Source organism: Streptomyces sp. NPDC016469 (assembly GCF_040632905.1).
GTDB lineage: Bacteria > Actinomycetota > Actinomycetes > Streptomycetales > Streptomycetaceae > Streptomyces.
Window position 1 is genome coordinate 1 of record NZ_JBEYCQ010000027.1, and the last position, 11,486, is coordinate 11,486.

Annotated in this window: 12 protein-coding genes; 11 read left to right on the top strand and 1 reads right to left on the bottom strand. The window is 72.9% G+C overall.

The window, feature by feature from the left end; genetic code table 11:
* Window positions 1-151 precede the first annotated feature (151 nt).
* On the bottom strand, window positions 152-1,009 hold the full coding sequence (locus tag ABZ565_RS26665) for a bacterial transcriptional activator domain-containing protein (protein WP_361031860.1): 858 nt from the start codon (window positions 1,007-1,009) through the stop codon (window positions 152-154).
* 376 nt (window positions 1,010-1,385) lie between these two features.
* Here ABZ565_RS26665 and ABZ565_RS26670 point away from each other — a divergent pair, with 376 nt between their 5' ends.
* From ABZ565_RS26670 to ABZ565_RS26720, 11 genes are read left to right on the top strand one after another with little or no spacing between them, the layout of a single operon-like run.
* Window positions 1,386-2,603, top strand: coding sequence for an aminotransferase class I/II-fold pyridoxal phosphate-dependent enzyme (locus ABZ565_RS26670; RefSeq protein ID WP_361031863.1), 1,218 nt, complete (start codon window positions 1,386-1,388; stop codon window positions 2,601-2,603).
* Between the two features lie 46 nt (window positions 2,604-2,649).
* Window positions 2,650-3,900 carry a beta-ketoacyl-[acyl-carrier-protein] synthase family protein gene (locus ABZ565_RS26675; protein WP_361031866.1) on the top strand — a complete coding sequence of 417 codons (1,251 nt, stop codon included), beginning with the start codon at window positions 2,650-2,652 and terminating at the stop codon, window positions 3,898-3,900.
* Window positions 3,897-4,739, top strand: coding sequence for a MaoC/PaaZ C-terminal domain-containing protein (locus ABZ565_RS26680; protein WP_361031869.1), 843 nt, complete (start codon window positions 3,897-3,899; stop codon window positions 4,737-4,739). Before ABZ565_RS26675 ends, ABZ565_RS26680 begins: the two co-directional genes overlap by 4 nt.
* A complete protein-coding gene (locus ABZ565_RS26685) occupies window positions 4,736-6,277 on the top strand; it encodes an AMP-binding protein (protein WP_361031872.1) in 1,542 nt (513 codons plus the stop codon). The genes ABZ565_RS26680 and ABZ565_RS26685 overlap by 4 nt, the downstream gene beginning before the upstream one ends.
* Window positions 6,274-6,531, top strand: coding sequence for a phosphopantetheine-binding protein (locus ABZ565_RS26690; RefSeq protein ID WP_361031875.1), 258 nt, complete (start codon window positions 6,274-6,276; stop codon window positions 6,529-6,531). Before ABZ565_RS26685 ends, ABZ565_RS26690 begins: the two co-directional genes overlap by 4 nt.
* A 2-nt stretch (window positions 6,532-6,533) precedes the next feature.
* Window positions 6,534-7,574 (top strand): hypothetical protein, encoded by a 1,041-nt coding sequence (locus tag ABZ565_RS26695; RefSeq protein ID WP_361031878.1) that lies wholly within the window; start codon window positions 6,534-6,536, stop codon window positions 7,572-7,574.
* Window positions 7,567-8,403, top strand: a complete 837-nt coding sequence (gene trpA / locus ABZ565_RS26700; RefSeq protein ID WP_361031881.1) for a tryptophan synthase subunit alpha — start codon at window positions 7,567-7,569, stop codon at window positions 8,401-8,403. The genes ABZ565_RS26695 and trpA overlap by 8 nt, the downstream gene beginning before the upstream one ends.
* 2 nt (window positions 8,404-8,405) lie before the next feature.
* Window positions 8,406-8,780 carry an ectoine synthase gene (locus ABZ565_RS26705; RefSeq protein ID WP_361031884.1) on the top strand — a complete coding sequence of 125 codons (375 nt, stop codon included), beginning with the start codon at window positions 8,406-8,408 and terminating at the stop codon, window positions 8,778-8,780.
* Between the two features lie 37 nt (window positions 8,781-8,817).
* On the top strand, window positions 8,818-9,963 hold the full coding sequence (locus ABZ565_RS26710; protein WP_361031887.1) for an acyl-CoA dehydrogenase family protein: 1,146 nt from the start codon (window positions 8,818-8,820) through the stop codon (window positions 9,961-9,963).
* Window positions 9,960-10,715 (top strand): N-(5'-phosphoribosyl)anthranilate isomerase, encoded by a 756-nt coding sequence (locus tag ABZ565_RS26715; protein ID WP_361031891.1) that lies wholly within the window; start codon window positions 9,960-9,962, stop codon window positions 10,713-10,715. Before ABZ565_RS26710 ends, ABZ565_RS26715 begins: the two co-directional genes overlap by 4 nt.
* Window positions 10,712-11,431 (top strand): indole-3-glycerol-phosphate synthase, encoded by a 720-nt coding sequence (locus ABZ565_RS26720; protein WP_361031894.1) that lies wholly within the window; start codon window positions 10,712-10,714, stop codon window positions 11,429-11,431. The genes ABZ565_RS26715 and ABZ565_RS26720 overlap by 4 nt, the downstream gene beginning before the upstream one ends.
* The last annotated feature ends 55 nt before the right edge of the window (window positions 11,432-11,486 follow it).

The following is an 11,486-nucleotide window of genomic DNA, read 5'->3' on the forward strand; positions in this document are numbered from 1 at the left end:
AGCAGGTCGCCCTTGCCGTCACCGCTCAGGTCGCCCGGGCCGGTCAGGTTGTTGTAGTCCTGCCAGCCGTCGCCGATGAGTTCGAGCGAATGCTCCTGCGAAATACGGTTCGCAGGAGCATTCCGCGGACTTTTCCCTGCCCGGCCAGGGCCTACGCGGCCGGCGGGAGCAGGGGCGCGTACGCGCTCATCAGGAGCGGGTCGGCGCTCGTCGGGCCGCGGTACGGGGCCACGGCACGGGTCGCCTCGCGGGCCGGGTCGGGCTCGCGGAGCAGGCCCAGATAGAGCGTCTGGGTGGACGGGGCGGGCTCGATGCCCAGCTCGTCCGAGAGGAGCTCGCGCAGCTGCTGGTAGACGCGCAGAGCGTCGGCCCGGTTGCCGGCGGCGGCGTGCGCCGTCATCCGGCAGCGGTGCGCGCTCTCCCGGAACGGCGCCCTGCGCACCGCCTCGTCGGCGTACCGCAGGGCGTGGTGGCTGTTGCCGAGCGCGGCGGCCGAGGCGCTGGACAGCTCCAGGGCGCTCAGGCGTACCGCCTCGATGCGCTCGCGGGTGGTGTTCACCCACTCGCCCTCGTGGGCGGGCAGGAACGCGCCGCGCAGATTGGCGACCGCGCCGGAGGCCAGTTGCAGGGCCACCGCGTACGCGCCCTCCCGGCACGCCTGCCGGGCCTCGGAGACCGACGCCTCGGCGGTCTCCACATCGGTCAGCGCCTCGCTCGGCAGATGCAGCAGGTAGCGCCCGCTCTGGGCGACCAGCGGCGTCTCGCCGGGCTTCTGGTGCGCGCTGGTGACGAAGGACCGCACCCGGCTGACGACACTGCGCAGCGCGGACGCCCAGGTGTCGGGCAGGCCCTGCGGCCACAGCGTGTCCGCGAGCTGGTCGCGGCTGGTGCCGGCGGAACGCTCCAGGACGAGCCGGGCGAAGGCGATTTGGGCCTGCGCGCTCGACAGGTGCCGGGGCGGTTCCGCCTCGTGCTCGATGCTGACAAGTCCTACGAGCCGGATCAACACGTCGACACTCCCCCTGCGGCAGATCAGGAACCGAGCGGGGAACACGGCCGTTGCTTTCGCTTTGCGCCGTTCAGTTCTCGCCATTCCCCGTGATGTCGACGTGACCTTCGCAGGGGTGTTCAGGCCGTGTCAATTGAGCCTGGGAACATACCGGGGGGAATGAGTGGAAGCCCAAGTTCCGCTGAATCGAGACTCCATGTTTCCGCCCTTCTCCATGCATTCACCAGGGGATTTCTAGTGAATCCCGAGCGGCTTCGAGCGTAATTCGAGAAGGGCTCCGGCTCCCTTGTTGCGGCCGCGTTGCGGAGCGCGGCGTAGAAATCCTGTCATGAATAGGCCGTTCGCCGGCCGACTGAATCAGCCTGAGGAGACCCACGTGAACGCAACCGGAGGTTGGGAACGGCTGGCGCCGAAGCTGGCCGCCACGAACAGGCGCGTAGCGGCACTGGAGTCCGAGCCGGAGCGCCGCAACAGTTTCGTCTCCTACACGGTCGAGCGGGACAGCGCCTACGCCGATCTCGACGGCCAACGGCTGCTGATGATGTCCGGCTACAGCTATCTGGGTCTGGGCGGCGACGAACGCGTCGTCGCCGCCGCCAAGGCCGCCGTCGACCTTTACGGCAGCGGCAACCACGGCGTACGCGCCCTGGCCGGGACCATCCCGTTGCACGAGGAGCTGGAGGCCGAGGTCGCGAGCTTCGCGGACCGCGAGGCATCCATGGTCTTCAGCTCGGGCTACGCGGCGAACGTGGGCACCGTCGGCGGTCTCGTCGGTGCCGGCGACACCGTCTTCATCGACAAGTACGACCACGCCTCCATCGTGGACGGCTGCCGGCTCTCCGGCGCCACCGTCACCCGGTTCCGGCACAACGACGTCGACCACCTCGACCGGCGCCTGGCCGCAGCGTCGCCCGACGGGGTGCGGCTCGTCATCGTCGACAGCGTCTACTCCATGGACGGCGACATCGCCCCGCTGCCCGAGCTGCGCAAGGTGTGCGACGAGCACAACGCGCTGCTCATGGTGGACGAGGCGCACGCACTCGGCACCATCGGCGCCACCGGGCGCGGCATCGAGGAGCACTTCGACCACCGGGTGAAGGCCGACATCAAGCTCGGCACCCTGTCCAAGGGCATCCCGTCCATGGGCGGCTGGGTCACCGGCCCCGCCGAACTGATCGGCCACCTGCGCTACGCCGCCCGGCCGTTCCTGTTCTCCGCCGCCCTCGCCCCGGCCCAGGCCGCGGCCGCCCTGGAGAGCCTGCGCATCCTGCAGCGCGAACCGGAGCGGGTCACCCACATCCAGCGCGAGTCGGCCCGCCTGCGTGCTCTGGTCAACGCCGAGGGGCTGCGTACGCAGGACAGCGAGACCGCGGTGCTGCCGCTGATCGCCGGCTCCGACGAGAAGGCATACGACTTGGCCACCGCCTGCCGCCGCAACGGCGTCATCGGCATCCCCGTGGTCACCCCGGCCGTTCCCAACGACCTGGCCAGGCTGCGGATCGCGGTGACCGCGCGGCACACGCCCGAGGACATCGACTTCGCCGCCGAGGCGTTCATCAAGTCCGCCCGCGAGTGCGGCATCATCCCGGCCTGACCGGCCGGTCCAGGCCCCGGGACACCGGACGGAGACGAGACCGAAGATGACAGCCGCAGCCTCCCACCGCACCCCGGTGGTGATCACCGGGATCGGTGTGGTCACCCCGGCGGGGTGCACCCCCGAGGCCCTGTGGGCCGCGCTCCGCGCCGGCCGTTCCACCGCAGCCCCGCTCGACCACCTGGACCTGACCCGCCACCGGGTCCGGATCGGCTGCCGGGTCAGCGGACTCGACACCCAGGGCCCCGACGCCCTCGTGTCCGCCAAGGACGCACGGCGCATGGACCCCTTCGCGCTGTACGGCACCACGGCAGCGCTCTCCGCCCACCGCGACGCCGGCGCCCCCGTGCCCGAACCCGGGCGCACCGCCATCGTCGTCGGCAACGCGGTGGGCGGCCGGGCCACCAGCGACCGTGAGTCCGCGCACTACAGCGAGGCGGGCCCGCACCGGGTCAACCCGCTGATGCCGCTGCTGACCATGCCGAACGCGGCGGCCGCCCAGATCGCCATGCGCCTCGGCTGGACCGGCCCCGCGACCACCATCGCCACCACCTGCGCCAGCGGTGTCGACGCCATCGGGCACGCCACCGCGCTCCTGCGGTCCCACCAGGCGGACGTGGCGATCGCGGGGGGCTGCGAGTCCACCCTGACCCCGGTCACCCTCGCCGCCTTCGGCAACCTGAACGCGGTCTCCGGGCGCAACGACGACCCGGCGCACGCCTCCCGCCCGTTCGACCGGGACCGCGACGGGTTCGTCATGGGCGAGGGGGCCGGCTTCGTCGTCCTGGAACGCCTCGACGACGCGCTGGCCCGCGGCGCCCGCACCTACGCCCGGATCGCCGGGTACGCGGCCACCTCGGACGCGTACCACCTGTCGATGCCGCTGGCCGACGGGGCCGGCGCGGTCTCCGCGATGACCGGCGCGCTCACCGCCGCCGGGCTCGCCCCCGACGAGATCACGCACATCAACGCGCACGGCACCTCGACCCCGCACAACGACCGCGCCGAGGCCACGGCCCTCACCAAGGTCTTCGGCTCCGACGGCCCGCCCGTCACCGCCTCCAAGGGCGTCATCGGCCACCTCATCGGAGCGGCCGGCGCCGTCGAGATCATCGCCGCCGTCCAGGCCATGCGCGCCCGAGAGGTGCCGCCCACCGCCAACCACGAACACCTGGAGCCAGGAATGGAGATCGACGTGGTGCACACCAGTCCACGGCCCGTCGCCCTGGGACCCGCGCTGTCGAACTCCTTCGGCTTCGGCGGCCACAACGCGAGCATGGTGGTGGCGCCGGTATGACGACCACCGCCCAGACCACCGCCCAGCCCCGCACCGCGATCCGCACCCTCACCGCCGACGAGGTGGCCGCCTTCAGGGCCGCCGTCCGCGCGGACCTGCCCGCGGCCGAGGAACCCGGCGCCTCCCCGGTGCACGCCTTCGTCCTCGCGCACACCCTCGCCGACGCGACCGTACGCGACCTGGCGGCGGCCGAGCCCGAGCCCGTCTCCGTCGTCCACCTCGGCCAGGACATTCAGATCGAGCAGCCACTGGTGCCCGGCGAGCAGATCACGGTCGGCCTCGACGTGGCCGGCGTCCGCCGCGAACCGAGGGGCACCCGGGTGGCCGTCCGGGCCCGCCTCACCGGCGCCGACGGCACCCCGCGCGCCGAACTCCTCACCAGCGCCCTGCTGATGGGGGCCGCCGCCATCGAGCCCTTCGGCCAGATCCCGTCACCGGCCGCGCCCGCCCCGTCCGGCGGCGCCGGGGAGCCGGCCGCCGCCGAGCACCGGCTCACCCCTGCCTGGATCCGCGGCTACGCGCACGCCTCCGGGGACCTCAACCCGATCCACCTGGACGACCGGGCCGCCAGGGACGCCGGTTTCCCCAGCGTCATCGCGCACGGGATGAGCGTGCTCGCCCTGGCCGTCGAGGAGATCGCCGACCGGTACGCGGACGGCGACGTCACCCGCGTCCGCGCCGTCAGCGGACGGTTCTCCGCACCCGTGGTGCCGGACGTGCCGCTCGCCATCGAACTCGCCCCGGACGCCGACCGCACCCTCGTCCGCTTCACCTGCCGCACCCCGTCGGGCATCGCCGTGAAGAGCGGCTGGGCCCGGCTGGCGGGACGGCGGCCATGACCGCCCCGGACGCCACCACCGGACTGCTCCCCGGCTTCCTCACCCAGGTCCGCGAGCGCCCCGACGCGCCCGCCCTCGTCTGGCACGGCGAGGAGACCAGCTACCGCGAGCTGTACGAGAGCGCCGGCCGCGAACGCGAGCGGCTGGCCCTGCTCGGGCTGCCGGCCGGTGAACCCGTCGGCATCCTCGCCGAGAAGTCGCCCGAGGCCATCGCGCTCGTCCTCGGCTGCCTGCTCGCCCACCGCCCGTTCCTGCTGCCCTCCCCGCACCTCGGCGAGCAGCTGCTGAGCCGGCTGTTCGCCCAGGCCGGCTGCCGGCACGTGCTGGCCCCGGGCGGCGAACCGCGGAGTATGCCGGTCCCGGCCCGCTCGGCGGCCTACCCGGTGCCTCCGCGTACCGCCTTCATGCTCACCACGTCCGGTTCCACCGGGCTGCCCAAGACGGTCCCGCTGGACGAGCGGGCCGTGGACCGGTTCGTCACCTGGGCCGGGCCCGCCTTCGCCGTCGCGCCCGGGACCACCGTCCTCAACTACGCCCCGCTCAACTTCGACCTGTGCTTCCTCGACGTGTGGACGACCCTCGCGCACGGCGGCCGTGTCGTCCTCGTGGACCCGGACAAGGCCGTCGACGGACGCCACCTGCTCGACCTGCTGCTCCGTCACGACGTCGAGATCGTCCAGGCCGTGCCGATGTTCTACCGGCTCGTGCTGGACGCCGCCCGCCGGGCCGGGGTGCTGCTGCCGTCGGTGCGCCGGGCCGCCTTCACCGGCGACGTCCTGCCCGAACGCACCCTGGCGGAGCTGCGCGAGGTGCTGCCCGCGGCCCGCCTCACCAACATCTACGGCTGCACCGAGACCAACGACAGCTTCACGTACGACGTCGACACCACGGCCACCGTCTTCGGCCCGCTGCCCATCGGCACCCCGCTCCCCGGGGTCTCGGTGCTCGTCCTGGACGCCGACGGCCACGAGGTCACCGGCCCCGGCGCGGGCGAGCTGCACGTCAGGACGCCCTTCCAGACCGCCGGCTACCTCGACCCGGCCCGCAGCCGTGACCGGTTCACCGGCCACCCGCTCGGCCACGACGACGGCACCTGGTTCCGCACCGGCGACCTCGTACGCCGCGACGCCGACGGGCTGCTGTATCTGACCGGGCGCAGCGACTTCCAGGTCAAGGTGCGCGGCGTCGCCGTCAACACCGCCGAGATCGAGCAGGTGCTGCTGAGCCACCCCGCCGTCCTGGAGGCCGGCGTCGCAGCGCAGCCCGACCCGCTCACCGGCAAACGGCTCGTCGCCGGGGTGCGGCGCGCACCCGGCAGCGGCCTCAACAGCCTGCTCCTGAAGGAACACTGCGCCCGCGCCCTGCCCAGGGCGGCCGTCCCCGGCGTCCTGCGGATCACCGACGAACCGCTGCCCAAGACCGCCACCGGAAAGGTCGACCGCACCGCGCTCGACCGGCTGCGCGGACCGTCCCAGCCGCCGTCCCCGGCGCCGGACCACTCCCGCCGGCTGACCACCGTAGAAGGAAGGACGTCATGAGCAACACGGCCACCATCAAGCAGTTCCTGATCGAGGAGTTCCTGCCGGACCTCAGCCAGGACGAACTCGCCGACGACCAGGACCTGCTGTCGAGCGGAGCCATCGACTCGCTCGGCCTGCTCAAGCTGATCGCCTGGGTGGAGGACCGCTTCGGGCTCGCCGTGGACGACACGGACCTCGACCCCAACAACTTCCGCAGCGTCACCGCCATCGACACCTTCGTGGCAAACGCGCGCCAGGGGGTGAGCGGGTAACCATGCACGACGCGCTCACCGGCCTGCTGGCGCGGCGCACGGTGGCCGAGCACGAGACCTGGCGGTCTCTGTGGGACCGGCTCGGCGACGGCACGCTCCCCAAGGAGCAGGCCGTCGCCCTGCTGGCCTCGCTGACCACCCGGCTCCCCGACCCCGCGACGCTTGCCGCCCTGCACGGCACACTCCTGGAACGGCGCCCCGCGCGCCCCGGGCCCGCCTGGCCCGCGACCGTCAACGTCGTGGGCACCGGGGGCGGGCCCGCCACCTTCAACGTCTCCACCGCGGCGGCCTTCGTCGCGGCCGCCGCCGGGGTGCGTGTCGTCAAGTCCGGCTCCCGGGCCTACACCTCCAGCCTCGGCTCCGTCGACCTCCTCGAACGCCTCGGGGTGCGCCTGACGTCCTCGTACGAGCAGACCGAGGAGCACCTGGAGCGGGACGGGATCGCCTTCACCGGGCCGTTCGTCTACCCGGTCGAGCTCGCCCGGCTCGCCCGGCTGATCGCGCCGGTGAGCATGAAGCCGTTCGGGCGGTTCCTCAACGCCCTCGGCCCCCTTCTCGCCGATCTGCCGGTCACCGCCCAGGTCACCGGCGTCTCGCACACCATGCCCCTGGACGACCTGCGCCGCCTCGCCGCCACGGTCACCGGCCGTACGGTGTGGCTCACCAGCAACGACAGGGGCGCCGACGAACTCCTCGGCTTCGCCCGCAACACCGTGCACGTCGCGCGGGGCGAGGACCAGGTCCTGGAGCCCGGCGCGCTGATCCCGGCCGACGGCGGCTTCGAGGCGCTGGCCCCCGCGCCCAAGGATGCGGCCACCGACCACTTCCTGGCCGTGCTCGCCGGGCGCGCCCACCCGGCGGCCACCCACACCGTCCGCCTCAACGCCGCGGCGCTCGCCCTCGCGGCCGGCCACCACACCACTTGGCGCGACGCGCTCGACGCGACGGACGACGCCGTCACCAGCGGGGCCGCCGTGGCCCTGGTCGAGCGGCTGCGCTCCCGGCGGACCGCGGCGACGGCGGGGGCGGTCCGCCATGGCTGACTTCTTCACCGGGCGGGGACCCGGCCGGCCCGGGCTCACCCTGTTCCTCAATGCGGGCGACCCGCCCCTGGACGAGCTCGCCGACGTCGTGCACATGCTCGACGAGGAGGGCGTCGACTGCCTCGAACTGGCGGTGCCCTTCCCGGACTCCTTCACCGACGGGCCGGTCGTACGCCGCTCCGCCCGCCGCGCCCTGGACCGGGGCACCGGCCTGGACGACGTCCTCGGCTTCGTCGCCCGCGTCCGGCCGGGGCTGCGGCGGCTGCGGATCGCGCTGCTCGCCGACTGGAGCCACTCCCTCAAGCACCGGGACCTCGGCGCGGCCGTCAAGGACATCACCGCGTCCGGCGCCGACGGCCTCCTGGTGCACGGACTGCCGCCCCGGCTGCGTGACGCCTGCCGCGAGGCGACGGAGGCGGCCGGCACCGCCGTCGTCACCACCTGCTACCCGACCAGCCCGGAGGAGACCCGGGCCCGGGCCGCCCGCGAGTCCTCCGCGTACGTCTACCTGGTGGCGCACTACGGCCGCAGCGGCACCGCGCCGCCCGCCGGGCACGCCGCGCTCGCCCCGGTCGTCGCCGGGCTGCGGGCCCACACGAACTCCCCGATCGCCGTCGGCTTCGGGGTCAGTACGCGCAGCCACGTCGCGGCGGTCGCCGCGAGCGGGGCCGACGCAGCGATCGTCGGCTCAGCGGGCGTGGCCCGCGTGGAGCATGCCCTCGAAGAGGAGGGCTCCGCCACCACGGCACTGCGCGACTTCGTCCGGTCGCTCCAGCCCGGACCGGACGAGACCAGCACGGCCACTACCCCTATCCGAACAAGGAGTTGACCATGATCATCCGTGACCTGGAGACCGTCAAGAGCGTCGACTGGGGCAACGGGCTCAGCCGTCGCTTCCTCACCGAGTCCGACGGCGTCGGCTACTCGGTCACCGACACCACGGTGCGCGCCGGCACCAAGTCCCGCCTGGAGTACCGCAACCACCTGGAGTCCTGCTACTGCATCGAGGGCTCCGGCGAGGTGGTCGAGCTCGACGGCACCGTGCACCCCATCACGCCGGGCCGGCTGTACTCCCTGAACGAGCACGACGCGCACTACCTCGTGGCCTCCCCGCACGAGGACCTGCGGCTCGTCTGCGTCTTCACCCCGGCGCTCCAGGGCGACGAGGTGCACAGCCTCGACGCGCACACCTCCTCCGCCTACTGATCCGCACCCGGCACCCGCACCTCTGAAAGGGGTCCCAGTGATCCGCTGGAACACCGACCAGGCCGACCTCCGGGCCGGCCTGGTCCGGTGGGGCGAGGCACTCAGCGCCGACCACATCGCCCAGGACGAACGAGCGGAGTTCTCCTGGGAGAAGTGGAAACTGGTGCGCCGGGCCGGCATCCTCGCCCTGCCCTTCGCCGAGGAGCACGGCGGCCTCGGCCAGTCCCTGCTCACCACCATGTACGTCCTGGAAGGGCTCGGCGAGCACTGCCGTGACGCGGGTCTGAACTTCTGCGTCACCACCACGCTCGCCAGCACCGGCGTCCCCCTCATGCGCTTCGGCACACCCGCGCAGAAGGAGACGTACCTTCCCCGGATCAGCTCCGGCGAGGCGATCGGCGCCCACGCGATCACCGAGTCGGAGTCCGGCAGCGACGCGATGGCGATGACCACGCGCGCGGAACGCGACGGCGACGACTTCGTGCTGAACGGAAGCAAGTGCTTCGTCAGCAACGGCCCCGTCGCCGACGTGTTCGTCGTGTACGCGCGCACCCACCCCGACGGCGGCGCCCTGGGCGTGACCGCGTTCCTCGTGGACCGGGACACCCCGGGCCTGACCGTCGGCAAGCCGGTCAAGAAGATGGGCCTGCGCACCTCTCCGCTCAGCGAGCTGTACTTCGACGACTGCCGCATTCCGCGCGACCGGGTCCTCGGCCGGGTGGGTGGCGGCTTCATCGTCCTCGACTACGTGATGAAGCGGGAGATCCTGCTCTCGTTCATCGTGAACGTGGGGGAGATGCAGCACCGGTTCGACCGCTGCGTCGAGTACGCCCGCACCCGCCGGTCGTTCGGAAAGACGATCGGCTCCTACCAGTCCGTCGCCAACAAGATCGTGGACGCCAAGATCGGCCTGGAGTCGGCCAGGAAGTGGCTGTACGACACCGCCGAACGGCTGGAGGAGGGCGAGGACGTCACCGAGGACCTGGCCATCGCCAAGCTGGTCACCAGCGAGGCCAACCTCGCCGGCTCGCTGACCGCCGTCCAGATCTTCGGCGGGCACGGCTACATGAGCGAGTACGGGCTGGAGATCGACGTCCGCAACGCCGTGGGCGGCACCATCTACTCCGGCAGCAACGAGATCCAGTACAACCGCATCGCGTCCAAGCTGGGCCTGGGCCGATGACCACCCTGTCCCCACCGCGCACCCTCAAGGTCTGCGGCGCCACCAGCACCCGAGACATCGAGGTGCTGGCCGGTGCCGGAGCCGGACTCGTCGGGCTGTGGCACGGCGTTCCCGGCGGCCCCGCGGACCTGCCCGAGCACGAGGTGGCCGCCCTCGCGGCGGCCGTCCGCGCCACCGGCACCCTCCACCCCGTCCTGGTCACCTTCCTCGGTGACCCGGACGCGGTCGCGGATGTCATGCGCCGCACCGGCATCCGCACCGTCCAGCTCCACGCCTACCAGCCGCCCGCCACCGTCCGCGCCCTGCGCACGGCACTGCCCGACGCCGTCATCGTCAAGGTGCTGCACGTCTCGGACGGCACCTGCCCGGAACGCCCCCTGATCGGAGCGTACGAGCGGGCCGGCACCGACCTCTTCCTCATCGACGCCACCACCGCCGACGGCCGCGTCGGCTCCACGGGGCAGCGCCTGGAAGAGGAGACCGTCCTCCGGCTGGCCGAACGGTTCACCCTGCCGTTCTGGCTCGCCGGGGGACTCACCCGGACCAACCGGTCCGCGTACGAACGGGTCCTGCGCCACCCCCGGCTGCGCGGCATCGACGTCGACACCGCGGCCCGCGGCGGCGACGGCCGCTTCGGCGCACCCGAGGTGGCCGGACTGGCCCGCGCCTGGGACACCGGGCCGGGACACCCGGACCCCCGCACTCCTTCCGCCACGGACACCCCGACCACACGGCCTACGGAGCAGCCATGAGCCTTCCCTTCATCGAGTCCCTGCTGTCGGCCCCGCAGCCCCTGGTGATGGAGGTCAAGCGGCGCGACGCGTTCGGCTTCGACCTCATCTCCGGGCACACCCCCGCAGAGATCGTCACCGCCTACGAGAAGGCCGGGGCGCCCTGCATCTCGGTCGTCACGGGACGCTGGTTCGGCGGCACCCGCGAACTGCTCCGCGATGTCGCCCGGCTGACCGAACTCCCCCTGCTCCAGAAGGACTTCATCACCCGCAAGGACCAGCTGGAGACAGCCCGGGAGCTCGGCGCCTCGGCCGTCCTGCTCACCGCCGGCCTGCTGTCCGCCTCCGCGCTGCGCGGTCTCACCGTCGCGGCGCTCGGCGCGGGCCTGACCCCGTTCGTCGAGGCCACCACCGAGGCCGAGATCGAGGCCGTGCCGCACGCCGACGAGTGCGTCATCGCCGTCAACAACAAGGACATCAAGACCCGGGAACGCGACCGGGGAGACCTGACCCGCAGCTTCGAGCTGCTGCCCGCCCTGCGCGCGAGCGGCACCCCCTGCCCGGTGAGCGCCAGCGCCATCGACAGCCCGCAGACGGCGGCCCGGCTGCTCGACGCCGGCTTCAAGGGCCTCCTCGTCGGCACCGCCCTGCTGCGCAGCGGCGACCCCGGTGAGTGGCTGCGTACGCTGGAGAGCAGCCGGCGCCGCACCGCACAGCCGGCCTTCCATCCGTCGTGAGTGACCGCACCGCACGAAGGGGGCTCCGTGGCCACGGAGCCCCCTTCGTATGCCC